Annotated in this window: 25 protein-coding genes and 1 other RNA gene; 13 read left to right on the top strand and 13 right to left on the bottom strand. The window is 62.6% G+C overall.

Features of this window, described 5'->3' with window-relative positions:
- Positions 1-648 precede the first annotated feature (648 nt).
- From sucB to VGL22_RS14840, 3 genes are all read right to left on the bottom strand, one after another.
- Positions 649-2,289 carry a 2-oxoglutarate dehydrogenase, E2 component, dihydrolipoamide succinyltransferase gene (sucB, locus tag VGL22_RS14830; RefSeq protein WP_465267715.1) on the bottom strand — a complete coding sequence of 547 codons (1,641 nt, stop codon included), beginning with the start codon at positions 2,287-2,289 and terminating at the stop codon, positions 649-651.
- Positions 2,290-2,402: 113 nt separating this feature from the next.
- Complete coding sequence (gene lipB / locus VGL22_RS14835) at positions 2,403-3,242, bottom strand: lipoyl(octanoyl) transferase LipB (protein WP_465267716.1); 840 nt, start codon at positions 3,240-3,242, stop codon at positions 2,403-2,405.
- Positions 3,243-3,294: 52 nt separating this feature from the next.
- A complete protein-coding gene (locus tag VGL22_RS14840; RefSeq protein WP_465267717.1) occupies positions 3,295-3,681 on the bottom strand; it encodes a DoxX family membrane protein in 387 nt (128 codons plus the stop codon).
- A 133-nt stretch (positions 3,682-3,814) separates the two neighbouring features.
- Between VGL22_RS14840 and rnpB the strand changes: the two genes are divergently transcribed.
- Positions 3,815-4,306, top strand: an RNA gene (gene rnpB, locus VGL22_RS14845) — RNase P RNA component class A.
- Positions 4,307-4,381: 75 nt separating this feature from the next.
- Here the strand turns inward: rnpB and VGL22_RS14850 are convergent.
- Positions 4,382-5,131: a bestrophin-like domain gene (locus tag VGL22_RS14850; protein ID WP_465267718.1), complete on the bottom strand. Its 750-nt coding sequence runs from the start codon at positions 5,129-5,131 to the stop codon at positions 4,382-4,384.
- Positions 5,132-5,313: 182 nt separating this feature from the next.
- Between VGL22_RS14850 and VGL22_RS14855 the strand changes: the two genes are divergently transcribed.
- Both VGL22_RS14855 and VGL22_RS14860 read left to right on the top strand, forming a co-directional pair.
- Entirely contained in the window at positions 5,314-5,748 is a 435-nt protein-coding gene (locus VGL22_RS14855; protein WP_465267719.1) for a dUTP diphosphatase, read from the top strand.
- A 90-nt stretch (positions 5,749-5,838) separates the two neighbouring features.
- A complete protein-coding gene (locus tag VGL22_RS14860; RefSeq protein WP_465267720.1) occupies positions 5,839-6,267 on the top strand; it encodes a DUF3291 domain-containing protein in 429 nt (142 codons plus the stop codon).
- Between the two features lie 116 nt (positions 6,268-6,383).
- Here the strand turns inward: VGL22_RS14860 and hemG are convergent, their stop codons facing one another.
- Entirely contained in the window at positions 6,384-7,898 is a 1,515-nt protein-coding gene (hemG, locus tag VGL22_RS14865; protein ID WP_465267721.1) for a protoporphyrinogen oxidase, read from the bottom strand.
- Positions 7,899-8,076: 178 nt separating this feature from the next.
- On the bottom strand, positions 8,077-9,288 hold the full coding sequence (locus tag VGL22_RS14870) for an MFS transporter (protein ID WP_465267722.1): 1,212 nt from the start codon (positions 9,286-9,288) through the stop codon (positions 8,077-8,079).
- A gap of 67 nt (positions 9,289-9,355) precedes the next feature.
- Between VGL22_RS14870 and VGL22_RS14875 the strand changes: the two genes are divergently transcribed.
- Both VGL22_RS14875 and VGL22_RS14880 read left to right on the top strand, forming a co-directional pair.
- On the top strand, positions 9,356-10,444 hold the full coding sequence (locus VGL22_RS14875) for a fibronectin type III domain-containing protein (RefSeq protein ID WP_465267723.1): 1,089 nt from the start codon (positions 9,356-9,358) through the stop codon (positions 10,442-10,444).
- A 60-nt stretch (positions 10,445-10,504) separates the two neighbouring features.
- Complete coding sequence (locus VGL22_RS14880) at positions 10,505-11,341, top strand: fumarylacetoacetate hydrolase family protein (RefSeq protein WP_465267724.1); 837 nt, start codon at positions 10,505-10,507, stop codon at positions 11,339-11,341.
- Positions 11,342-11,344: 3 nt separating this feature from the next.
- Here the strand turns inward: VGL22_RS14880 and VGL22_RS14885 are convergent, their stop codons facing one another.
- Positions 11,345-12,028, bottom strand: coding sequence for a hypothetical protein (locus VGL22_RS14885; RefSeq protein WP_465267725.1), 684 nt, complete (start codon positions 12,026-12,028; stop codon positions 11,345-11,347).
- Positions 12,029-12,149: 121 nt separating this feature from the next.
- Between VGL22_RS14885 and VGL22_RS14890 the strand changes: the two genes are divergently transcribed.
- The 3 genes from VGL22_RS14890 to VGL22_RS14900 all read left to right on the top strand — a co-directional run bounded on the left by VGL22_RS14890 (position 12,150) and on the right by VGL22_RS14900 (position 14,814).
- On the top strand, positions 12,150-13,151 hold the full coding sequence (locus VGL22_RS14890; RefSeq protein WP_465267766.1) for a transaldolase: 1,002 nt from the start codon (positions 12,150-12,152) through the stop codon (positions 13,149-13,151).
- A gap of 349 nt (positions 13,152-13,500) precedes the next feature.
- Positions 13,501-13,926, top strand: coding sequence for a hypothetical protein (locus tag VGL22_RS14895; protein ID WP_465267726.1), 426 nt, complete (start codon positions 13,501-13,503; stop codon positions 13,924-13,926).
- A gap of 348 nt (positions 13,927-14,274) precedes the next feature.
- The gene (locus VGL22_RS14900; RefSeq protein WP_465267727.1) at positions 14,275-14,814 is read left to right on the top strand and encodes a hypothetical protein; all 540 of its coding nucleotides are present in this window, start codon (positions 14,275-14,277) and stop codon (positions 14,812-14,814) included.
- 125 nt (positions 14,815-14,939) lie between these two features.
- On the opposite strand, the gene VGL22_RS14905 is transcribed toward VGL22_RS14900, so the two are convergent.
- Positions 14,940-15,305 (bottom strand): VOC family protein, encoded by a 366-nt coding sequence (locus tag VGL22_RS14905; protein ID WP_465267728.1) that lies wholly within the window; start codon positions 15,303-15,305, stop codon positions 14,940-14,942.
- A gap of 394 nt (positions 15,306-15,699) precedes the next feature.
- Here VGL22_RS14905 and VGL22_RS14910 point away from each other — a divergent pair, with 394 nt between their 5' ends.
- Together VGL22_RS14910 and VGL22_RS14915 are read left to right on the top strand one after the other, a co-directional pair.
- Positions 15,700-17,001, top strand: coding sequence for a phospholipase D-like domain-containing protein (locus tag VGL22_RS14910; protein ID WP_465267729.1), 1,302 nt, complete (start codon positions 15,700-15,702; stop codon positions 16,999-17,001).
- A complete protein-coding gene (locus VGL22_RS14915; protein WP_465267730.1) occupies positions 16,998-17,783 on the top strand; it encodes an endonuclease/exonuclease/phosphatase family protein in 786 nt (261 codons plus the stop codon). The genes VGL22_RS14910 and VGL22_RS14915 overlap by 4 nt, the downstream gene beginning before the upstream one ends.
- 142 nt (positions 17,784-17,925) lie before the next feature.
- Here VGL22_RS14915 and VGL22_RS14920 read toward each other — a convergent pair whose 3' ends face one another.
- The 5 genes from VGL22_RS14920 to VGL22_RS14940 form a co-directional block, all read right to left on the bottom strand.
- A complete protein-coding gene (locus VGL22_RS14920) occupies positions 17,926-19,548 on the bottom strand; it encodes a DUF4097 family beta strand repeat-containing protein (protein ID WP_465267731.1) in 1,623 nt (540 codons plus the stop codon).
- Complete coding sequence (locus VGL22_RS14925) at positions 19,545-19,922, bottom strand: LiaI-LiaF-like domain-containing protein (protein ID WP_465267732.1); 378 nt, start codon at positions 19,920-19,922, stop codon at positions 19,545-19,547. The genes VGL22_RS14920 and VGL22_RS14925 overlap by 4 nt, the downstream gene beginning before the upstream one ends.
- Positions 19,919-20,779, bottom strand: coding sequence for a LiaF transmembrane domain-containing protein (locus VGL22_RS14930; RefSeq protein WP_465267733.1), 861 nt, complete (start codon positions 20,777-20,779; stop codon positions 19,919-19,921). The genes VGL22_RS14925 and VGL22_RS14930 overlap by 4 nt, the downstream gene beginning before the upstream one ends.
- 92 nt (positions 20,780-20,871) lie before the next feature.
- On the bottom strand, positions 20,872-21,756 hold the full coding sequence (locus VGL22_RS14935; RefSeq protein WP_465267734.1) for an anti-sigma factor family protein: 885 nt from the start codon (positions 21,754-21,756) through the stop codon (positions 20,872-20,874).
- The gene (locus VGL22_RS14940; protein WP_465267735.1) at positions 21,757-22,356 is read right to left on the bottom strand and encodes an RNA polymerase sigma factor; all 600 of its coding nucleotides are present in this window, start codon (positions 22,354-22,356) and stop codon (positions 21,757-21,759) included. It abuts the gene before it with no gap.
- Positions 22,357-22,742: 386 nt separating this feature from the next.
- Here VGL22_RS14940 and VGL22_RS14945 point away from each other — a divergent pair, with 386 nt between their 5' ends.
- The 3 genes from VGL22_RS14945 (at position 22,743) to VGL22_RS14955 (ending at position 24,795) form a co-directional block, all read left to right on the top strand.
- Positions 22,743-22,952, top strand: coding sequence for a hypothetical protein (locus VGL22_RS14945; RefSeq protein ID WP_465267736.1), 210 nt, complete (start codon positions 22,743-22,745; stop codon positions 22,950-22,952).
- Between the two features lie 64 nt (positions 22,953-23,016).
- On the top strand, positions 23,017-23,700 hold the full coding sequence (gene msrA, locus VGL22_RS14950) for a peptide-methionine (S)-S-oxide reductase MsrA (RefSeq protein WP_465267737.1): 684 nt from the start codon (positions 23,017-23,019) through the stop codon (positions 23,698-23,700).
- Between the two features lie 45 nt (positions 23,701-23,745).
- Complete coding sequence (locus VGL22_RS14955; protein ID WP_465267738.1) at positions 23,746-24,795, top strand: lysozyme inhibitor LprI family protein; 1,050 nt, start codon at positions 23,746-23,748, stop codon at positions 24,793-24,795.
- Positions 24,796-24,802: the final 7 nt, after the last annotated feature.

Genomic DNA, 24,802 nt, shown 5'->3' on the forward strand with positions numbered 1-24,802 from the left:
AATGCAGGCTATGCAAATGTGGAAAGCAAAGAGCGCTTCCCACATTTACACAGCCTCGGCGGCGGCTGCGAGATAATCTCGGAGCTAAACCAAAACCCGGAAACTCCAGTTATCAGCGGTTGAGAAATCGGGGGCAGGTCAACTCCTGCCTGAAGAGCTGATGCTACAACTTGCCAGAACAGGTTCCGCTAAAGATTCGAATAGGTTAGGCCATTGACTGTCAGGTTATAGTGAGAAAAGTCGACATTAGACTCATTCACTCGTCGAGCTTCGTCGAGCTTCTCTTTCAACCAGACCGTGTATTCTTGTGCCTCGCGCAGCGGGATTAATTGGTCGACTTCCAGTAGAGTTCGACCCTGAAAGCTATATGGACGAATTCGAGTGCGCCGAATATCCACCCCAGCGGTCGTAAGCCAAAGAACTGTTGTTGTCAGCTCTCTAGAGAAATCGGGAGCCACAAGGATGATGCGCACTGACTTTCCGAAAGCTTTAAGCTGCTCCGCCTCGGACCAACCCAAAAAAATCGAGTATGGCGGTTTCCGCCTCTTCCGTGGCTGTCGGATCACCCCGGAACTGTGCGTGGGCAGACACAGCCTGGTAAAAAGGCATCGCGAGATAGTCCAACCGAATGACTTCAGTAGTTCATTTCTAACCGAGAATTCTAGACCACCCCTCCAGCGCATCCCGGAACGCCATCATAAACCGCCCAGCATCCGCACCATCGATGATGCGATGATCGAATCCCAGGCAGAATTGCTGCATGGACCGGATCGCAATCGTGTCGCTGCCTTCCGCATCCGTGAGCACCACCGGCTCCTTCTTCAGCGCGCCAATTGCCAGAATCGCCGACTCCCCCGGATTGATGATCGGCGTTCCCACATCCCCGCCGAACACGCCGAAGTTGGTCAGCGTGAACGTGGAGCCTGAGGCTTCCTCCGGCTTCAGCTTCTTCGTCCGCGCGCGCTCCGCCAGATCCGCTATCATCTTCGCTACATCGGGAAAGCTGCGCCGCTCCGCCTCGCGCACCACCGGCACAATCAATCCCCACTCCAGGGCCACCGCGATGCCTAGTTGCACGTGGTCTGCATAGCGGATGGCATTGCCTTCCACCTTCGCATTCACGATCGGATACTTCCGTATCGCCTCAACCACACCCGCCGCGATGAACGGCATGTAGGTCAGCTTCACGCCGTGTCGCTGTTCAAACCCCGCCCGCTCCCGCTCCCGCACCCGCGCCACCCGCGTCATGTCGATCTTGTACATCATGTAAGCGTGCGGAATCGTCTGCACGCTCTCCACCATGCGCTGCGCAATAATCGCGCGCATGCGGGTCATGGGCTCCAGCTTGCCCTCAAGCGGCACCTGCGGTGCGGCCAACTTTTCCGAGACAGTTCCGGGAGAGACCACAACCGCCGGAGTCACCGTGGCTGGCCTTGCCGCAATCTTCTCCGCGGTGGGAGCAGACGCGCCTCCGCTCTTCATGTACTCCAGCACATCGTCCTTGGTAATGCGCCCGTTGGCTCCGCTTCCGCGAATGCGCCGCAGATCGAGGTCGTGCTCCCGCGCCATGCGCCGCACCAGCGGCGACGAACGAACCCCGTCCGCCAGCAACTCCGGCTCCGGCGTCGCATCGGCAGCGGGCGGCGTCATGGCAGCCGGCGACGGCGGTGCCGCCGCCCGGGCCTCTTCCGCGGCTCCACTCTGCGCAATCCCGGCTCGTGCCGGTGATCCCTGAGCTTCCGCCGCCGCGCCCGCCCCGCCAATCACCGCGACCACCGTGTTCACCTCCACGGTCTCGCCCTCACCGACCCGAATCTCGCCGAGCACTCCGTCCACCGGCGCCGGAATCTCCGCGTCCACCTTGTCGGTTGAGATCTCGAACAGCGGCTCATCCTTCTGCACCGCTTCGCCAACCTTCTTGAGCCACTTGGTAATGGTGCCCTCAAAAATCGACTCGCCCATCTGCGGCATCACCACCGGCGTCCCGCTCCCCGGCGCCCGGGTCGTAGCTGTCGGCAGCGCCGACGGCGCAGTCAGCCGCACCGCAGGCGCTTCGCCCCCAATCACCGCCACCACTTTGTTCACTTCAACCGTCTCGCCCTCCTGCGCCCTGATCTCGCTCAGCACGCCGCTCGCAGGCGATGGAATCTCCGCATCCACCTTATCGGTCGAAATCTCAAACAGCGGCTCGTCCTTCTCCACCCTGTCGCCCGGCTTCTTCAGCCACTTGGTAATGGTGCCCTCAAAGATCGATTCCCCCATCTGGGGCATGACCACGTCGGTTGCCATCTATCGTTTTCTCCGCTCTTTGAGGACTAATGAAGTGCCGGCTCCAGCCGGATTATAAATCTCACGATGTTTTGCCCGCGGCCTTCGCGGCGCGTCATCACAACCCCGCAACATCACCCTCGAACCGGCCGCTCCGTGTGCCCAAGCAGGCGATCCACTTCTTCTGGAACCTGCACCGGCGTGTCTTCCGCCGGAAACTCCCGCGCCGAACCCGTCGCCTTTTTCTCCGCCGATTCGAGCAGCGCCTCCAGGCTCGGCAACTCGCGCATCTCCTGCCGGAACACGAGTCCAAACTGTCGAGCAGCCTCTTGAGCAATGACCTCCACGCCGGGCAGGGATGAAGCTCCAGCTGGCCGCACTCCAGATGCCTCGAGGCTGGTCACCGGCTTGTCCGTAATCCCGCATGGATTGATCAACTGAAAATCCCGCAGATCGGTCCTCACGTTCAACGCAAACCCATGGGAGGTAATCCCGCGCGAGACATGAATTCCGATCGCCCCAATCTTCCGCGCCCGCTGCTCATCTTCGGTGCCCACCCACACGCCCGTCAGGCCCGCGATGCGGCCCGCCCGCACGCCATACGCACCACACACCCCAATCAGCGCCTCTTCCATCAGCCGCACAAAATCGACAGGACCCATCCGTCCGCTACCGGGCTTCTCCAGGCTGCGCAGATCAAAGATCGGATACCCCACCAGCTGCCCCGGCCCGTGATACGTCACGTCTCCCCCGCGGCTGATGTGGTGCAGCGTCACTCCGCGTGCCGCCAGCAACTCATCCGAGGCCAGCACGTTGGCCCGGTTCGCATGCCGCCCCAGCGTCAGCACCGGCGGATGCTCCAGCAGCAGCAGCACGTTTCCAATACGGTCGGCGCGCCGCAACTCCACAAGCTGTTCCTGCAGGCGCAGCCCGTCGTCGTAGCCAACCCGTCCAAGGTAGCGATACTGAATCATCACTCTTCCGATTGTAGTGATGCCCCCGCCCTCGGGCTTCTGCCGGCGCCCCTCAGTCCAGCACAGGGCGCGCCTTGAAGATGCCTGCAAACGACGCGCGATATCGCCAGAACAAGATGGCCCACAGAAGCGCGACAATCACTCCCGCAGGAATGCCCATGGGTGCTAGCAGAAACCCAGCCAGAAGAATATTGACGATCACCGCGCCCAGCACCGTGAGTGCCAGCGGAACGTACAGGTTGATCAGCAACAGAACACCGGGGATGACCTCGCACAACCCGACCACAAACATCCAGTGTGATGCGATCATGGCGGTTGTAAACTGGCCGGCAATCCCGGTCTGAGCGGGTGCGGGCATGTACGGCACCAGGTGGTTGAAGCCGAAGACGACAAACACCAGCCCCAGCAGGTAACGGCAAACGGTTGCAGCTTGCTTCACGGGTCTCTCCTGACCATTTCAAACATCGCATCTCCACCCGGCTTGCGACACGCAAAACGTGAACCTAGCTGATGGATGTCCCGACCACAATGCCCGATTCAGCCATCTGCATCCGGGATAGAATAGATCATGGCAGGAGGACCGGGCGGTCGCTGCCGGAACCCGCGCGCAAGCAAGGGTCTCCGGGGGAGGAAAGTCCGAACTCCGCAGGGCAGTGTGCCGGATAACGTCCGGGACGCGGGCTTCAAAGCCCGTGGACGGCCAGTGCCACAGAGAATATACCGCCTCGGCTACCCCGTCTTATGGCGGGCATCCCCGGGCCGGTTCGCCTCAATTGCGTTGGCGATCGGCGCGGCGCCGGGGTAAGGGTGAAAAGGTGCGGTAAGAGCGCACCGCTCCTCCAGTAATGGAGGGGGCATGGTAAACCCCACACGGAGCAAGACCAAATAGGGAGGGAAGCACGGACAAGGAGCGATGCCCGTGCTCGGCGCCGGCCCGGTACCGAAAGCCCGCTCCACGCAATGGCGAAACCTCCGGGTAGGTCGCTGATGAGCGCGAGCGGTAACGCTCCGCCTAGAGGAATGACCGCACACGACAGAATTCGGCTTACAGGTCCTTTTGCCGAAATTCACCAACAGGCCGAAATCCGCATGATAAGCGGGTTTCGGCTCCAATCTCTCCTGACGTACCATGCCCCGGGTCATTTTGGCTTCAACGAGTCAGCCAGAGTAACCAGGTTTTGCGGCCTGATCCGGATGAGCCCTCCCTGCGGGCTGTCGATATCGGCAATCAGCAAGAACGAAATCGAGATGGCCAGCGGAACCACCAGAAGCGTGTAGATGTGAGGCTTACTCTCGCCGTAGCCGATCAGGAAATTGCTGAACAGCGCAATCGTGATCATCAGCCCCCACGCCGGAAAAGGAATGCGCTTCCACCGCGCCGCCTGCGTATACCCTTGCCGGTTGATCACATCGTTCATTCCCGTCAGCACCGCCAGTGAGATGGGGTCCCGCATCGCCATGGCCGAATCCCGCACCGCCTTCCACATCTGATCTTGAAGCACAGCCGTCTTCGCAGCCAGTTCCGTTACATCGTGTGAGGCGTGTGCCTCGTACCTCCGGATGCGCAGGTCCAGATACTGCACAAGTTGAGCCCGCACCACTGAGCGCGCCGCGTCGGGCAGCAGATCTGCGCGCTGATATTCGGTTCCGATCGCGTTGGCCTCTTCTTCTTCGTAGTCCTTCCGCTGATCGTACCGGCCAATCGCCATCGAAAAACTGAACCCGATCAGCAGCCCCAGCAGCGTCAGAGTCGCGCTCAGCACTACACCATACTCGCCCTGTTGCAGTTCTTCATCGCTGCGCCGTCTCCTGCGCATAATCGCGCCAATCCGCGCCGATGCAGATAGCAAAACGACGGTCACGATGCACAGAATTACCGGATAATCCATGATCTGCTTCATGTGCGCGGGCACACCGCTCTCTGAGCGGCAGTGATCCCAAAGGCTATCGAGCACAGCCCGCCTGCTCGAACTGGCAGAAGTGCCAGAACACAAGCACAACCATCCCTCCGGTGGAATCCGCTGAGTTCGTCTATCCCGCTAGCTTCGCTGTTCTCCGCTACCATCGATGTATGCTGCTTGTGAAACTGCTGGACCCCGCCGCGCGCCTCCCCGCCGTCGCCCATCCCGGAGAAGACCTCGGCTACGACATCTTCGGCCTCGAGTCCGTCTCCCTTGCGCCGCGTCACACCCTCCGCCTCCGCACCGGCATCGCCGTGGAGGCCCGCCATCCGCACTCCGGCGCCCCGCTCGGCCTGCTCGTGCGCGATCGTTCCTCCATCGCTGCCCGCGGCCTGGCCTGCACCGGCGGCGTCATCGATGCCGGCTACCGCGGCGAAATCCTCATCGTCATGACCAATCTCGGCGACGCGCCCATCCACCTTACCGCGGGAGAAAAAATCGCCCAGATGGTTCCTGTGCCCGTCCTCACCGGCGCCGTCCAACAGGTAGACTCTCTGGAAGGTTCCCTCCGCGCCGAGAAAGGCTTCGGCAGCTCCGGCCGATAGCGTATCTCCCTGGCGGCCGCATCTCCATCGCGCATTCTTCACACAGCGCCGCGGCCACCCGGGTTATCGTGGAAAACACGGAGAGCCACGATGGCCGTCATCTCGATTACCCGCCTGCGCGTGCGCTCCTGGCGCTATCTTCCCGGCTTCCTCTTCGACGCGGTGCGCAGCGCACGCCAGGCCGCAAATGCGCCCGGCAACGTGGCAGTGAAAGTCCTCCGCGACGCCCACAATAGCTGGTGGACCAGCACCTGCTGGGACACCGAAGCCTCCATGCGCAAATTCATGATCACGAAACCGCACGGTCCTGCCATGCGCAAATTGCTCGAGTGGTGCGATGAGGCCGCCCTTGTGCACTGGTCGCAACCAGAGGCCGTACTGCCCGCATGGGACGTAGCACACCGTCGCCTGCAATCGGAAGGGCGAGCTTCGAAGGTCCTGCATCCCTCCACTGATCATTTGGCTTTCCGCATCGCACCGCCCACGAGCGGAGGCCGCGGCGAGGCACGCATCAAGTAGCACCACCCGCTACCAGAGCAGCACGTCGAACTCCGCGGCGGAGCGCAGAACCTCACGACGGTAGCCCTGCCGGTCGGACGGAAGCCAAACCCAAAAGGAATCAGACAGAGCGAATCTCAGCGCACGTGCGCGCTGCTGCCCACAATCTGCCGCGCGGCTTTGCGGCCCAGGCGGATGCAGTCGGGAATGCCGATTCCATCGTAGGCGTTTCCTGCCAGGTGCAATCCTGGTAGCGCGGCGACGTGCGTGAGAATACGCTCGATGCGTTCCTTGTGGCCCACCGCGTATTGCGCCATCGCTCGTCGCCAGCGGTTCAACTGAACGAAATCGGGCTCGATGTGCGGCCCAAGGATGCGCGGCCCCAGAATCTCGCTGAGCTCGCGGCGGACCGTTGCGATGAGAACATTGTCGGGTTCGGTCATCAGCGCCTCATTGCGCATGCCACCCAGAAACGCGCGCAGTACCGCCTTGCCCGGCGCAGTCCGCCCCAGGAACTTGCGATGCGCGAACGTGCAGGCCAGCATCGCGCGGCCAGAGCTGGCGGGAACCAGGAAACCAAAGCCCTCCGGCAGTGGCCCGATCTTTCCCTCGTCATAGACCAGGTTGATGGTGATTGAAGAAGAGTAGGGAATCCCGGCGAGTTCCTGGCTGAGCTGCGTGTCGACCGTGGAGAGCATGGCAGCGGCTGCCCACGCCGGCGTGGCAAGAATGATGGCGTCGTAGGTCTCTCTTCGTCCTCCCGCGGTGATCTGCCAGCCAGAAGCGGTGCGCTCAATCGCGTCGACCGCGGTGCTGAGGCGAACCGAAAGCGGGTTGAGTTTGGCAGTGACGGCGTCGACGAGCTGCTGCAACCCGCCGCGCAGACCGGTAAAGATGGAGCGCGGGCCGGTTGGCTGCGCGCCCACAGACTTGAGGCGATCGGGTTGGGACGCCGTATCGGATGCGCCTGAGCTGGCGGCCGGTCCGGCAGCCGACCGGGCTCTGGCCGCCATTGCTGACCGCATCTTTTTGTGAGCCGCCAGCATACCCCGGGAAAGGGAACCGTATTCGACTTCCATCTCAACCAGGCGCGGCAGAACGGCTCGCGCACTGAGCTGCGTCGCGTCGCCGCCATAGATCCCGGAGAGCAGCGGGTCGGCGAGGCGGTCCACCGCCTCCTTGCCGAAATGGCGCTCCACCAATGCGGCCACGGACTCGTCCTTTGTGCTGGGGCGCGGCGGATGCAGCAGCTCCAGCCCCATGCGAATCTTTGTCGCAATCGAGAACAGCGGCGACAGCGCCGTGGGAACCAACTTGGTCGGGACCAGGAACATCAGCCCGTCCGGCAGGCCCACCAGCCGCTTGCCCACCACGATCCAGGTCTTGCGGTCCGCGTCGTTGGAGGGGATCAGATCAGGCCCGAGTCCCAGTTCGCGGCAAAGCTCAGCGGCGGCGGGCTTCTCACTTAGAAATGAGTCGGGGCCCCGCTCCAGCACGCTTCCCTGGTAGATGTCGGTGGCCAGCGCACCGCCCAGACGATCGCGGGATTCAAACAGGGTGTATTCAATGGCAGAATTGGCAGCGCGCGCCTTCTCGAGCTCATACGCGGCCGCTAGGCCGGCAATGCCGCCGCCAATGATCGCCGTTCGCATACGTTTCTCTGAATAGCTTATCCCGACAGTCTGAGTGGCTTCGCCGGAAGGGGACGCGGCTCGCATGATGTACTCCTGCGTTCGAGCGTACGCGGGGGCAGGACGGCCCGGGTGTGATTTGAGTCACCCGGCAGGTCCATGAGGAACTGTATCCAGCAGCCGTAAGCTGCCGGCTGGCTCACCGCAGCGAGATCCAGATCGCCACATTCAACCCGATCATCAGCACGGAAAAGGCCGGCAGCACCAGCAGCGCTTTGCGGATACGCCGCGGATCAGGTCCGGCAATGGCCCCAATGATCCGCGAGCTTACCGCGAGTCCAGCCCACCCGCAGGTGATAACAAACCCCAGCGCCGTGCCCGTCATCTGCGGAAAAGCCGAAGCCGTGATGGCCAGCGTCGTGGGAAACACCGGCGCCATCGCCAGCCCCGCGATAAACACCAGTCCAGCGGCTGTCCCGGGCTTGTCGGTCTGCAGCATCAGGAAAGTGGTAATGGCCATGGCGATGGAGGCGATAAGGAGCACCGTTACCGGCGGCACGCTTTTGAAAACCGGCGAAACCGCCACACGGCCCACCAGCAGGCCCAGCGCAAACCCCAGCGAAAGAATGTTGAGCGCCCTCGACTCGGGAATGCCCTGCGCAATCAGATGGCGAGCCAGCCAGTTCCAAACCCCCACTTCACACGAGATGTAGAGGAACAGGAACAGCCCCAGCAGGTACAGGATGGGCCTGCTCAAGATCGGCCCCGCCTGCGTGAAGATTGATCCCGAACCGCCCGCCGGCGCCGGCATCGGCACCGTGATCTGGTACACCCCCACCACGACGGTCAGAACGGCAATCGTGTAGCAGAGCCGCACCCAGTTGCGATTGAAAAGATTGGCGGAGATGAACGGCGTGAGCAGGCCGCCAAGCCCGAAGAAAAGGTTCACCAGATTGAGCGCAGTGGCGCGATGATCCGGGCTCACGGCCGAGGTGAGCGCGTTGGCCGCCGTCACAACGATGCCGCCGCCCACACCCAGCAGGAACATGAGCAGGGTAATGCTCCCAAATCCACCCGAGCGGGGCAGCCCGAACAGCGCAATGGCGATAAACACCAGCCCCAGCAGGATGCCGATCTTGTCGCCCTGCGTGTCGAGAAGCGGGCCCACCGCCAGCGACGCAATCATCAGGCCAATGGCCTGTGCCGTCGCGATGGTGCCGTTCTGCGTGGGCGTCAGCTTGAAGCGGTCTGAGAGATCGGGCAGGATGGTGCCCAGCATGGCGGCAATCATGCCGTAAACAAAGATGGCCAGGATGGCGGCGAGCAGGATTAACACGGCGGCGGGTGTCCTTTCAAGCGAGCGGGCCGAGGAGAGGCGCGGGCCCGTCGAGGTGTTCTCTGTGGATCGCAAGCATTGTAACGTCTGGCGTACAGCACGTGGGTCCGCCTGCGAATGCGCTCCGGTAGACTGAGGAGGAATGTCCTCGGGACCACAACGTGTGATGGCTCTGCCGGTTGCGTGCGTGCTGCTGGCGGCTGCCATGGGCTTGGCGGGATGTGGAACACCCGGTGCGCCCCAGCCGCCGTCGCTCAACCTGCCGGATCGGGTCGCGGACCTTCGGGCCGTGCGCACCGGCAGCCAGGTGGCGCTGACGTGGACCATGCCCAAACGCACCACCGATCGCGTGACGCTGAAGGACGACATCGCCGCAGAGGTGTGCTGGCGCATTGGCAGCGGTGGGTGCGTGCCCGTTGGAGCCAGGAGCTTTGCCCCCGCAGTAGAGGCATCGTTTCTTGTGGCTCTGCCGGATGCGTTGGCGGCGCGACCGCCCCAGCCCCTGAGCTACTACGTCGAGTTGAAGAATCGCGCCGGAAAATCGGCTGGGTTGTCGAATGAAGCCGTTGTCCTCGGCGGCCGTGCGCCCGCGCCGGTCACCGGCCTGCAGGCGGAGGTGCGCAAGCAGGGCATTGTGCTGCGCTGGAACGCCATCGATCCGGCAGACTCGATCCGGCTGAAGCGGACTCTCCTCAATCCTCCCGCCACGACGCCGAAACAGGGCCCCCTGGCGCCCGCCGCCGAATCCGTATCGCTTGACCTCCTGGTGGAACACGACGGCGGCGTGGCCTTGGACAAGGGCGTGACCTTCGGGCGGGACTATGAGTATCGCGCGCAACGCATCGCGCCTGTCACCTCAGAGGGAAAGACGATGGAGCTGCCGGGCGAAATCTCCGCGCCCCTTCGCGTGACGGCCCAGGATGTGTTTCCGCCGGCGGTCCCTGCGGATCTGGCCGCGGTGGCTATCGGCGCTGCCAACGGGAATCCAGCATCCATCGACCTGAGCTGGCAGCCCACCGCCGAGAACGACGTGGCCGGCTATCGTGTCTATCGCCGCGAGGGCACAGAGTGGCGCCGCATCTCCGGTGATCAGCCGCTGGTCGGGCCGGCCCTCCACGATGCCGACGTGCAACCCGGGCACACCTATGTTTATGCCGTCACCGCGGTGGATACTCGCGGCAATGAGAGCCCGCGGTCCACCGAGGCTTCCGACACAGTGCCCCAGCCCTAACGGAACGCCCCCGGGAACGGCGCTTACAATAAGTCCGGTTCCAGAAGACGAGCATACGCCATGAAATACTGCCGCTTTTTGTTTGAAGATCAGATTCAATATGGGCGCGTCGAAGACCGCGGCGGTGAGCCCTGGATCGTCGACCTGATCGATGCACAGGAAGAAGACCTCGCCTTCCATCTGGAACGTGCCCGAACCGCGGCCCAGCGCAAGCTCGCCTTCGACCCGGCGGGGTTCGACTTCGATCCGTTGCCGTTGAGTGGGGCGCATCTGCTCGCCCCGGTTACGCCCTCCAAGATCCTCTGCGTGGGACGCAACTACCGCGACCACGCCAAAGAACTGGGCAACGAGGTCCCCACCGAGCCCCTGCTGTTCTTCAAGCCCCCATCCTCTCTGCTGGCACCCAACGGCGTAGTCAAAATGCCGTCGGCCTCCCAGCGCGTGGACTTTGAGGGCGAGTTGGCCTTGGTCATCGCCCGCCGTACCAGCCGCTTCAAGGCCGATGGCGACTGGCGCGGCGCGATTCGCGGCTACACCCTCGCCAACGATGTGACCGCCCGCGATCTGCAGAAGAAAGAGGGCCAATGGACACGCGGCAAGGGCTGGGACACCTTCTGTCCCGTCGGCCCGTTCATCAGCGACGAGATCGATCCGGCTGCCGGCCTCGTCCTTGAGACCCGCGTCAATGGCGAGGTGCGCCAGCACGGCTCCACTGCCGATTTCATCTTCTCGATCCCGCAACTGCTCGAGTACATCACTCAGGCCATCACCCTCGTACCGGGCGACCTGGTGCTGACGGGAACTCCGGCGGGCGTCGGCCCCCTCAGCTCCGGCGACCGCGTCGACATCTCCATCGCTGGCCTCGGCGTGCTGTCGAACACGTTCCAGCCAGAGTGACCCCTACTGCTGGCGGCCTGCCCCTCCAAGTCCCAGTCCCAGCAGTTCGTTCTGCTGACCGTCGTTGCTCCACGCGCTGTCGCCCTCTTCCTCTCTGCCCCGCAGAGTCCAGCACACCGCCATCATGCCCATGCCAAAGACAAAATCACTCAGCAGAACAATCACCCGCGGCCAGTGGCGTGTCGTGTCGCGATAGAACAGCCGCCTGCCATCCGTCACGCTGTCAATCTCCACCACCGGGTGCGCAGGCACGGTGCGAATGTTCCCGATGTTCTCCTTCTCGGTGCGGCCAAGATAGGTCACAGACACCCCCGGCCGCACCGCCCCGTGCCGGAACAGATACGCGGCGTACTCGTCCAGCGCCAGTCGCGGATCCGTGTCGTCGCAGCTGTTGATACAGGCAATCAGGCCCGTGTGCGTGCTCTTGCCCGAGTGGTAGGTATAGCTCTCCACCGGCCACGCCCATCCCGTCGCCCGGATGTGCGGCTGATCGGCATCGGGACAATACGCATCCCACGCGATCGAGAGACACACGATCACCATCCCCACGTAGTACCCGTACCTGCGCCTCGCGATGCTGCGCGGACGCTCTCCGGCCGTGTAAAGCACCAGGAGAATGCCGATCACAACGACCACCAAAGTCGTGAAAACGGTCAGGCCGTCCAAATCATTGAAGAAGGATTGCATTGCGTGCAATCTTAACCCGCAGCGGACCCATTCGCCCCTGAGATGCATCCATAGGGGCGTAGACTAAGGGTGTCCGCTGCGTGCGGCGTCCCTTCGCTGCACGACACGCGCTGGAGGAATGATGCCGCAGAATCTGCTTGAACAATTGCGCAGTTACACCACCGTGGTCTCCGATACCGGCGACTTCGAAGCGATCAAAGAGTTCCGCCCCACTGATGCCACCACCAATCCTTCTCTGATTGCCGCCGCCGCGCAGATGCCCGCTTATCAGCCGCTTGTGGACGAGGTGCTGAAAGAAGCCCGCGACGAGAAGGGCGAGAGCGCCAGCGATCACGACGTGGCCATGTACGCCTTCGAGCGCCTGGCCGTCGCCTTCGGCAAGCGCATCCTTGAAATCGTCCCCGGCCGCGTCTCCACTGAAGTGGACGCGCGCCTCTCCTACGACACCCAGAAGACCATCGACCAGGCCCGCGCCATCATCAAGCAGTACGACAAGGCGGGCATCGGCCGCGAGCACATCCTGATCAAAATCGCCTCCACCTGGCCCGGTATCAAGGCCGCGGAACAGCTTGAAAAGGAAGGCATTCATTGCAACCTGACCCTGCTCTTCGGCGTCCATCAGGCCATTGCCTGCGCTGAAGCGGGTGTCACCCTCATCTCCCCCTTCGTCGGCCGCATCCTCGACTGGTACAAGAAAGACACCGGCAAGGACTACCAGGGCGCGGACGACCCCGGCGTGCAGTCGGTCACGAAGATCTATAACTATTACAAGCACTTCAACTACAAGACCCAGGTCATGGGCGCCAGCTTCCGCAACATCGGCGAAATCAAGGAGTTGGCCGGAAGCGACCTGCTGACCATCTCGCCGCAACTGCTGAGTGAGCTCGAGAACACGCAGGGTGACCTGCCACGCAAGCTCGATCCCGAAAAGGCCAAGTCGATGCAGATCGAGAAGATCTCCATGGATGAAGCCACCTTCGAGCGCATGCATGCCGAAGACCGCATGGCGCATGACAAGCTGAAGGAAGGCATTGAAGGATTCTCGAAGGCCCTCGAGAACCTCGAATCCCTCCTGGCAAAGCGCCTGGCAGAGCTCGAATCGCGCACACCGGCAAGCGTTTAGCGCAAATCCAGTTCAAATCCCTTTTTTAGCAAAGGGCAGCCCGCCGCGGCTGCCCTTTCTTCTTTCTTCCTACATCCCACAAAAGTTGTGATTTATATCACTTGCATTCCGCAACGATTGCGCTACAGTCGTTTTTAAAGATTCCATACAGCATGGCTGGGCACACGCCCCGCGCTGCGCAAGGTGCAACCGGGTCTTCTGCCTCAATCCCCCCTGTGCATGCGATGAGGAGACGTGTATCCAAACCTCGGCTCACCCCCTCGAACCGTTCTTCCTCCACGAAGTCACCAGCATCTTCGACGGGAAGCTCGGCCTCCACGATCCGGAGCTCTCCGGCTACGTCTCCAAGGTGCTGTGCCACTTCTCTGAAGACGAAAACCTGTTCCTCAAGCGCGGCCTCACCGGCCACAGCATCGAGCAACTCGTAGGGATGATGCGCGCCGCCGACCCCGTATTCGGCACCGCGCCTTCGTTTGACGCCGAGCGTGCCATGCGCAAATACGTGGGAGACTACTGCCTTTTCGTCGCGGGCATGGTGCCGGAGGTGATTGATGCCGATCACGACAACCGCACCCGCCGCCCCACCCTGGGCGAACTGATCCGCGCCGGCAAAGAAAGCTACTACGTCGTGAGCCAGTTCAACGTATTCGAGTATCGCCGCGAGGCGCCACTCTACGCCCGCCTCTCCGATCAGTTCGAACGCTACGTATTGGGCTTGGCGCTGGTACGCGAGGAACTGGGAAAACGGCTCGCAATGGCCGCTCCCGCCGCCTGATTTCTGCTCCATCCTGCTGCTGCCGCACAAACGAAGGCCGGGACTATGCTTCCCGGCCTTCACGTTTTGCGCCGGAACAACCTCCCGCGTCTTCCTTTGCAATCCGGGTTCCTCAGTGCCAGAAAAGGTTCGGCCTCGTGCTCGACCTGCGCAACATTTGCGGTAATCTCGCTGTCAAACCTAATTAACTGGGGCATGAGGCGAAGGTCAACGTATCTTCGTCCCTGAGCCCCAAAGGCAGTGGCTGGAGTCCTCCGGCTGCGCGCATCGGCGAACCCGACCACGGCCTGCTAACAGGTCGCGAGTGCGCGCAAAAAGAGTGCGAATCAGACCGCACCGGAGGTCACCATGCAGCCGCAAACACACCCGCTCGAACAGTTTTTTCACCAGGCCGTGCGCAACAGCTACCAGGGCAAGCTGGGCCTGAACGATCCCAATGTGACCGGCTATGTGGCTCACCTGCTCTGCGAGTTCTCCCACTCTGACAAGCTCTACAAGGTGCGCGACGAAACTGGCCGCCCCATCAACGAGCTAGCGGAGATGATCCTCGCAGCCGACCCGGTGAACGGAAGCGCGCCCTCCTTCGATGCCGAGCGGCTGATCCGCAAGCACATCGGCGACTACGCCCTGTTCGTGGCCGGCATGTATCCCGAAGCAGTGGAGCCCTGGCGGCGCCACCGGCGCGGCCATCCCTCCCTTGAAGAACTGGTGCGCGCCGGCAAAGAGAGCTATTTCATCGTGAGCCAGTTCAATCTCTTCGAATATGAGCAGGAGGCGCCGCTCTTCTCCCGCCTCAGCGACTGGTTCGAGCGCTGCATTCTGGGACTCACCCTGGTTCGCGAAGAACTCGCCGTACGCAAGGCCCTGCCGCCTCCGCCCATTCAGTGATCGCGGAGAGGTGATCAGGTGGTCAAATGATCAGGTGAAAAGGATTCAGGTAGCAGGTGATCGCGGATTGACTCGCAATCCAACCACCCAACCCCAACCACCCGATCACCTGACCACCTGACCTACTACTCCGACCACACCGCCAGCACATTCCCCACGCCATCCGAAAAATGGAACCGCCGCCCGCCCGGAAACTCGAACGTGGGCACCACGATGCTCCCGCCCGCAGCCACAATCGCATCCTGCGTGGCCAGCAGATCGGCTGAATAGAGCACCACCAGCGGCGTGCAGCCTCCGGCTTGCTCCCCATCGTTCGCCAGCCGAAAACCTCCATCGATCCCCGCACTGTCGTGATCGAAGCTGATGTACTCCGCGCCCCAGACCTGAAACTTCCATGCGAACACGCTGCTGTAAAACTCCTTCGCCTTGCCTACGTCGCTGGCAGAGAACTCAATGTAGTTGATCTTGTGATGATGCGCAGGATGACCCATAGCTCTTCTCCTTCAGGTGTTGAAATGTGAACGCGTGGGAGAGGCGGGCTACCTCAGCAAGGCGCCGGCACACCTTTCCCGGTGTGCTCCCAATACGCCTCCATACGCGAACCCTCAAGAGCGGAGCATCGCAGGTAGAGCCGGACCGCCATCCCGCGCGGTTACCCTCCCGGGAACGCCGGAGGGCAGTTTGCCGCGCCGCAGGTGCCCGGGCTGCCGAGGTACGGGTTCACAGTACCACCGGCCACCCCGCGCCGCAACCGCATTGTGTCACCCCAATCTGGAAACCGCCGTCACCCCAACAGCCCGCATCTAATCGCGTCGTGGCGGGGAGAAAAACGATGGAACGGCGCTGTGTGGCGGTACACCAAAATAGAGCACGCGGAGGACGGCCATGCTGATTTTGCTGGCAGTTTCCCTTCCTGCTCCCTGGGTGGTGCTGAGCGGCATCGCCTTCGTGTTGATGGCTGTCCACCTTCTTGGCGGCATCATCGGTCCGCTCCCCGACTATCGCATCAACGCCTCTGAAGAGATTCCCGCAAACGATTCCGGCGACTTCCTCGAAATGCTGGAATCCCTGGTCGACGCCAAGGTGAACCACACCGGCCGCATTGAGGTCTTCACCAACGGTGACCATTTCTATCCCGCGGCGCTCAAGGCAATAGCTCAGGCACAGCGCAGCATCTGCCTTGAAGCCTACATCTTCCACAAGAGCGACATCGGGCGCCGCTATGTGGAGGCCCTGGCAGAGCGGGCCCGCGCCGGCGTGCGCGTACACCTGACCGTGGATGCCTTCGGCAGCATCTCGGCCAGGAGATCTTTCCTGCGTCCCCTGCTGGATGCCGGCGGCAAGGTCGTCCGCTACAACAAGCTGAAGTGGTACCGCATGCTGGGCATCGACAACCGAACCCACCGCGAGTTGCTCGTCGTCGATGGCAAAATCGGCTTCATCGGGGGCGCGGGCATCGCCGACCAGTGGTTTAAAGGCAGCCCCAAAGACCCGCGCTGGCGCGACACCCTCGTGCGCGTGGAAGGCGAGGCCGTGCCCAACCTGATGGCCACCTTCGCCGAGAACTGGATGACCGCATCTGGCGAACTTCTGGTGGGCGAGGCTTACTTTCCTCGCATTGAGTGCCCGGATCCAACCACCGCCTTGATCATCAACAGCACCCCAAGCCCCGGCGGTTCCACACGCGCTCGGGTCCTGTTTCAGCTGCTGCTGGCCTCGGCACGAGAGACGATCTCCATCACCACACCCTATTTCCTACCCGACAAAAGCCTGATGCGCGAACTCTGCAATGCCATCGAACGCGGAGTGCGCCTGCGCATCCTCGTCCCCGGCCGCAAAAGCGACCACCTCCTCACCCGCTCCACCAGCCGCGGCGGATACGGCAAGCTGCTCAAAGCCGGCGCGGAGGTCTACGAGTATCAGCCGTCCATGATCCATGCCAAGATCCTCTGCGTCGACGGCCGCTGGGCTGTCGTGGGATCCACAAACTTCGATAACCGTTCTTTCGGAATTAATGATGAGGTAAACTTGGCCGTTCGCGGCGCCGCGCTCGCCAGGCGCCTCGAAGAGGACATGGAAGCCGACCTGCGCCAGTCCCAGCGTGTCTCATTGCAAGACTGGCGTCATCGCCCGGTCACGGAACGGGCAACAGAACTGATAGGCTGGGTTTTCGAGCGGCAGCAATGATGACCACATCCCCGAACTTCCGCATCGCAACCTATAACCTCCACAAGTGCCGTGGCTTCGACTTCCGCATTGTGCCCGAGCGCATCCTCAACGTGCTCAAGGAACTGGACGCCGACATCCTCTGTCTGCAGGAAGTGGCGAACGTGCCCACCGGCCCGCCGCAGTGGAACCAGGCTCACGCCATCGCCGAAACCTTCCCAGACTTCCACGTAGCCTTCGGAGCCAACCGGCCGTTCCAGGGAGGAACCTACGGCAACATGACCCTGAGCCGATTTCCCATCGTGTCGTGGAAGAACCACGACCTTTCGCGCGAGCGGCGCGAGCCCCGCGGCGTGTTGCAGACGGAAATCGAGATAGCGCGCGGGGCGGTGGTCCACGTCTTCAACGTCCACCTGGGTACCGGACACATGGAGCGCCGCTACCAGGCCCGCAAGCTGCTCAATCCTGAAGTATTGGAGCAGCCGGACTTGGTCGGACCGCGCCTCGTCCTGGGCGACTTCAACGAGTGGACCCGAGGCATTACCACCCGCCTGCTGCAGTCCAGTTTCAAAACCTTTCGCCCGCGCCATGTCGGACGGTATCCGCGGACCTTCCCCGGCATGCTGCCGCTGGTCAGCCTCGACCACTGCTACTACGACGAACCACTGCACGTGCAGTCCTCGCGGCTGTGGCGCTCAAAGATGGCCCTCTGGGCCTCGGACCACCTGCCGCTTATCGTCGATTTCTACGTATCAAACGTCTCCAGGATGCCCAGGCACACCCGCGAACACTCCGCAGCATAAGTCCAGCAGCAAAGTCGAGGGAACCGGCAAAGCGCAGGTTCCCTCAAGCGGGCGGTGATGCAAAGGTACGAATTCATTCGTGCCCCAAATGAAAACGGGCCGGCCGCTCTCTTCAGAGCGGCCGGCCCGTTTTCAACCACTTCTACTGCGTTACCGGTGCCGGCGGAGGCGTCTTCGGCGCCTTCAGATGCGGTGCGCTCGGTGGAGCCGGTGCGCCCGAGGTCTCTGCCGTTGCCGGCGGTGGGGGCGTCGCCGGGAATCCCGACCCCTTCTTCAGCCGCACATCGCCCACATCCGTACTCACCACAATCTTGCCGTTCCCGCCGCCAATCTTCCCGCTCACGGTCTTGCTCTCTTCACCGCTCACGTTCAGATCGTAGTCGGAAAGGATGTCGCCGTTGCGCGTGCTGCCGTTGATGGTAGCCGACGCATTAGGCGGAAGCGTGATTTCCATGTCGCCGTGGCCGCTCTTGATCTTCGCCTCAACTGAGAACGGTCCGGCCGGCGAAATGCTTACGTTGCCGTCGCGATCCGACACATAGGTGTCGCCGTATATCTGCGTCAGATCGACGTTTTTGGAGTGCGTCTCTACCCGCACCGGCCCCTTGGCTTCGGTGATGCGCAGGTCGTCATCGTTCAGGGTCAGATCGCCCGGCAGCTCGCCAAACTGGAGATCGGTAACCGATGTGTGCAGATGCACCGGCCCCTTCAGATTCTCCATGTGCGCTTCACCAAAGATGTCGCCGTTGACCATGACCTTGCCCTTCACTTCTGACAGGGTTAGATCGTTGCAGCGCCCATCGGCATTCACGTCTCCGTCAATCTGGTGCGCGGAGAAGTCCCCGCGATCGTTGGAGAAGTGCACCTGCACTGACCCCTTGATCGCGCTGAGCCGCACATCGCCATGTCCGGCGCTGATCGTGGCGCCGCTGCCCAGGCCCGCCGCCGTCACGTCGCCGCGACTCGCATTCACCGTCACCAGGCCTGAAAGCGGCACCACAACCGTCAGGTTCACGCGCCCGTTATTGTGTCCGGCCGACTTCACCAGTACCGTCTTGCCGCTCACCGTCACGTGCGCCGCTTCCGCTTCGAAGATCTTCTGCGCCTCGCCGTCCGAGTTGGCATAGGCGATCTGATGGGCGTTGATCTGTACGCTGCGGGTATCGCCCGCCGTAATGCTCACATCACCGCGCGGGTTTTCGATGTCGATCACGGACCCCACCGGGACCTCCGTGTTCAACACCTCCTGGTCGCGATCGTGCTGCGGTCGCCCCAGTGTGTTGAAGAAATCGTCATGATCGCCGAACCCGGCATGCATCCAGTTCCAGTTGGCATGGGTCCACGAGGAGCCGATGCCGACGATCGCCAGCAGCACCAGCAGGCCCACATAGTTGCCGCCCCGGTGAACCGGCGCCTTGGCGCGCAGGTCGATAAACCACTCCCCCAGCATCGCGAGGCCGGCAAGAATCAGGGCCAGTGGCCACCAGCGTCCATACCACGCCCAGAAGTCGGCGGCATCAAGACGCCCCGAATACATCAGCAGGGCGATGATGCCGATCGCGACCAGGATCAGCGGCCCAATTACCGAGGGAACCCGCGGAGCATAAGCCCCGCCCACGCCGGCCTTCCATGCATATCGCTGTGCCTTCCAAGCGTCGCGCTGCGACCGCCACGCGGCCCGCTGCTGCTCTCGGTAAACCCGCCACTGCGTCTGCGGATCGTAGGGCGGAACCCCGCCAGGAGAATTCGGAGGAACGCTGCTCATAGCCCACCCCCGTTGCGCTCAATGTCGTTCCGGTTAGAGGGAACGATGGAGGTTTCACTCGCGGCCGGCGCCTGCTGCTGCTGCGGCGCACCGGTATACGAGCCCTGATACGGATAGCCCTGATACCCACCGGGGTACCCACCTTGATAGGGCGGGTATCCCGCTCCGGGAACGCCCGGGGCCGGCGGCATCGGTTCGCTGGCCAGCGCCGCGCGCTCCGCCAGCTTCAGCACCCCAATCAGGATCAGCAGCAGCGGCCAGAACAGGCGCCACCAGCCTTCGATGATGCCCGCCTGGTGCAGCAGCGCCAACACCCCGATCAGCAGTAGAACGGCCGGTCCCGTGAGACGGCGAATCAAAATGTATCGGTTCATAGCGCACCTCCGGAGCCATTCGTCTTGTTGCTGTCATTCGGCGGCTGCGAGGGCATTTGACCATGACCTGCGCGTCGGATCACCAGCCACACACCCAGCGCGATCAACATCAGTGGCCAGGTGAACTGCCAGAGGCGGCCGTTGAAGATGTCCAGCTGTCCCAGCAGGAACAAGAGGCCCAGGCCGATCAGTACGATGGCGCCAATCGGCTCCCTGCGCTTCCAGTGCATCGGCGGAACCGGTGGAATGGGCGGAATCGGAGGTGGCTCATATGGTTGATATGGTGCCTGACCGCCGGTATACGGCGGCTGCCATCCCGCCGCTCCCGTGTAGGGCGGCTGCGTATACGGAGCCTGGCCAGGAGTAGCCGAACCATAAGGAGCCTGATACGTGCTCCCCGGCCCGCCCCCTGTTCCCGGCATGCCCATTGGCCCCGGCGCCCCCATCGGCCCCTGCGCACCCGCCATCGGATTCACCGGCGGCACTCCACCTGCCGGCGGATACTGCGGCCGCGTCCCGAGATTGAGCCAGTTGCCTACCTCGTTCAGGCCTAGCGGATCGGGCAAAGGCTCGCCGTCGCGGCGCGCCCTCGCCGTGTGATATGCCTCGAACGACTGGTAGAGCACCCAGGCACCGATAAATAAGCCGAAGATCGGAAAGTGATCCGTGATGCTGATCAGCACCGCGAAGATCACCACATGAATAAATCCCTTGAAAAACTGCCCGTTGTACATCGCGCCCACGCCGGGGATGAGCCCCAGCACGGCGGCTGCTGCAGGGTTCGGCACGCCGGTGGCCACTGGCGCAACAAACGGATTGGGCACCGCCTGCCAGGCCAGACTGCACGGCTCACACAACACCTGTCCGCCACTGCCGTGGCGCACACAGTTGGAGCAAAGGGCTCTGCCGCAGTTCTGGCAAAAAGCCGAGGCGGAAACACCGCTATGATTTACGCAGTCCATACACTGCTCCTTCTTACTTCCTTCGCGGAGCCGGCTGTGGCGCCCTCAGTGACATGTCTCTGTCCCCGGGGTGCTACGGAATGCGCGGGCCGATCGTGAAGTGATAGCGATGTCTCCAGCAAATCAACGTCATTGAGCGCCGGTGTCACCGACTGCTGCGGCGGATTCACTTTGGATCCACCGTCTTTGTGAGGGTTCTGTTTCGACTCGCCTGAAGGCTGCGAAGTCTTGGGCTGCTCGTTCTCTGACTCGTTGTTGCGGCGCATCTCGCGTACCCGCGACTGCACCTCATACACCAGGCGAAGATGATCGTAGTAGCGGACAATCGGCGTGTAAGCCACCGTGATCTGCCGCTGCATATAAGAACGAATCGTGCTCGGCTTCAGGTCCGCCAGCCGCAGCTTGGTGATGCGCACGCCCGTCATGTTCAGCGTCAGCGCGATTGAGAAAAACGCCATGGCCGCCGTCATCATCAGCCGAGGCTCGGCAAAGCGCCGGATGTAACCCATGAAGCCCGGCTTCTGCCATGCCGGCACCACCGGCCTGCGCAGCGGAATGCCCGCCGTCTCCACCGCCGCCGTCTCGCCCTCGGCGCCCGCAAAGCTCAGCTCCCCGCTTTGCCCCGGCCCGGTCTGCGCCAGAATCCTGTCCAGCAGCCCCGCCGGCACCTCAGGCTCAACGGATAAAAAATCCAGCCACTCCTGCCCGCGGCGCGATTCCTCAAACAAAGACGTGCACGCTGCGCACGACGCCATATGGTTCGAGAATGTCGCCTCGTCCTCCGGCCTGAGCATGCCGTCGAGCGCATCCGCCAAAAGCGTCTCCCACTGACCGCAGGCGGGGGAAGTCGGAATGTTTGTACGCTCGGGCATTTACATCACCTCCCGTTTAGTACGTTCCAGGAGGCGCGCCAGTTCCGCGCGGCCGCGGCTGATGCGCGACTTCACGGTCCCCTCGGGGATCTGGAGCACCTGGGCGATTTCCTTGTAGTCCATGTCTTGTAAATCCCTTAATATCACGGCCTCCCGCAGCTCTACCGAAACGTGGGATAGGGCCTCCTGAACCATCTTCCCCAGCTCCTTGCGCGCCGCCATCTCATGCGGCGAGGGCTCCCGGCCCACCAGCCGGTCTACCGGCCGCAGTTCCTCGGTCTGGTCCCACCCGTCATCCAGAGAACTTGTCACCCGCTGATTCTTGGTTCGACGGAAATTGTCCACCAGCAGGTTACGCGTCATCGTCGTGATCCAAACCTGCAGACTGCCCCGCCCCGTGTCAAAGCTGGCGAGATTGGAATAGATCTTTAGAAACACATCCTGCGTCAGATCTTCTGCATCCGTCGGCGAACCCGTAAAACGGTAACAAAGTCCATATACACGTTTATGATGCGCACGGACAAGTGCCGCCCACGCGGTGGAATCACCGTCCATGCAGCGGCGGACGGTCACGGACCAGTCGATCTCCAACGGTCTCACTTCCCCGTCCATCCTGCGGGCTCCTTCTCCCATGGGTCGCGTTCCCGGCTTGCTCGGTGTCAGCTCGCGTGCTGGTTTACCGCGCTCTGCTTCGCCGTTCCCCCGGACTGCAGCGGCCACCGATTCGGCGGCACGGGCCTGCCGGTCTGAGCTCCGGGAGCCGCTTGGAGCGACCGCCCGAACAGCAGCCTGACGCGCCGGCCTGCCCGGGTTCCACGAACCCAGCCCCACATCGCTCCACCGTAATGTGCCAACGCACTGCATATGTGGGCTATACGCACGGTCTGGCACAGCGGTTCCCGAGAGCTTGCGCGAGGGTTCGCAAAGCATTCTAAACCGGCGGCCTCCCTCCGCCTGTGAAGAACGTTGGAGTACGGTCCACTGAGTTGCGAAACGGAACGGGTGTCCTCCCCGCCAGCCACTTCGCGTTCTGGAGCAAACCCGGCTACGGCGACATGCGGATTACGGTCCAACCTCCCGACGACCTCTCCCAGCATCCCAGTCCGGGCGTGAGCCACTGGAGATCCAAGGCTACCTTCTCAATCTACAGGCTTTGTAACAAGGGCCTTAATTCAGTCCCCCTGATCAAGCAGTAACTTTCTCTTCCCAAACACATCCAACTCCTGCGTCGTTTCGTTCTGCTAGTTGGAGGGATCTCTCATGTATCGCGCTCTCACCGCGGGCACCATCCTTTTTCTAGCCCTGCTATTCGGGCATGCCTGGATACAGGCCCGCCCCGCCGTCAGCTCGCCCGTGCCCGCCCCCGCAACGGACGAGCCCCGCGCCCACGCCTCCGGCCGCGAAACCGCCGTCTTCGCCGGCGGCTGCTTCTGGGGCGTCCAGGGCGTCTTCGAGCGAGTCAAAGGAGTGGTAACCACCAGCGCCGGCTACGCGGGCGGCACGCCGCAAACCGCCAACTACGGCGATGTGAGCTCTGAAACTACTGGCCATGCCGAAAGCGTCAAGGTGGTCTACGATCCCGCGCAGATCACCTACGGCCAGCTCCTGCAAATCTTCTTCAGCGTGGCCCATGACCCCACCCAGCTCAACCGCCAGGGGCCCGACGTGGGAAACTCCTACCGCTCCGCCATCTTCACCACCACCGCCGAGCAGAGCCGCATCAGCCAGGCCTACCTCGCCCAGCTCGATGCCGCCAAAGTATTTCCCCGCAAAATCGTCACCGTGGTCACTCCCCTCAAAGGCTTCTATGACGCCGAGGACTACCACCAGGACTACGCCCTCAAAAACCCCGCCAACCCCTATATCCTGGTCTGCGACAAGCCCAAAATCAGCGCCCTCAAGAAGCAGTTCCCCGACCTCTACCAGGAATACAAGGGTCACTAGAGAACGCATCGGCTGGGTTATGCTGGATCAGCCCTCCGGCGAACTATGGCAAAATTTCTCGCCACCGTCCTGCTCTGCGCCTGCGCCGCCGCCCATGCCACCAGCTTCGACTGCGCCAAAGCCACCACCCCGCAGGAGAAGGCGATCTGCGCCTCGCCCGAGCTGAGCAAAGCCGACGACCACCTTGCCGCCGCCTACAAAACCACTCTCGCCGGTGCCCCCGCGGCATTCCGCGATCAGATACACCAGGCCCAGCGCGCGTGGCTTCGCCGCATCCGCCTCAATTGCCTCCCCGGCAACCCGAACACCGCGATCGAATCCTGCCTTGCCGCGGCCATGGACGCCCGCACCAAAGCACTCGAGCACACCCTCTTTTCCGAGGGAGGCGTGCAGTTCGTCATGCTTTCGGTCTCGTTCACGGTGCCCGATTCTCCACCCCTCGACAACCAGGACAAGCAGCGCGGCGTCAGCGCCGTGAGCACCTTCGATGCGTCCTGGCCGCGGGCTCTATCCCCAGCCCCCGAGTGGCAGGCCTGGAACGCAGCCATCGAAGATGCCGCCCGCAAAGCGGCCTCCCAGGGCAAGGGCGAACCCGACCGCAAATGGAAACCGGAATGGGCCGGCGGCATGGACACCGATCTCCAGACCGCCCTCCGCCTCGTCACGCCCCGGCTCGTTTCCGCCACCATCACCAACGAGTGGTACAGCCACGGCGCAGCCCATCCCAACACCGATCGGTCGCAGTTCCACTGGATGCTTCCGCAGAGGCGTCCCCTCCATGCTGAGGACGTCTTTCACACCGGATCAGGCTGGCCGCAGATCCTCTATGACCGCACTGACAAGTACCTTCACTCGGTTCTAGACCAGGATGCCGGCGGTGACTATCAGAGCCTGAGCGGCCCCGGCATGATCGCGGCCACCCTCCACAAAATCGTCCAAGAGCCCCAGAACTGGACCATCGACGCCCGCGGCATCACCATCGTCTTCCAGCAGTACGCCGTGGCCTGCTACGCCTGCACCCCGGAGCCCTTCACCATGTCATGGGACAGCCTGAAGCCGCTGCTCAATCCAGAGTTCGACATCCCGCGCCCCTGACCCCCGC

Source organism: Occallatibacter sp. (genome assembly GCF_036502485.1).
Lineage (GTDB): Bacteria > Acidobacteriota > Terriglobia > Terriglobales > Acidobacteriaceae > Telmatobacter.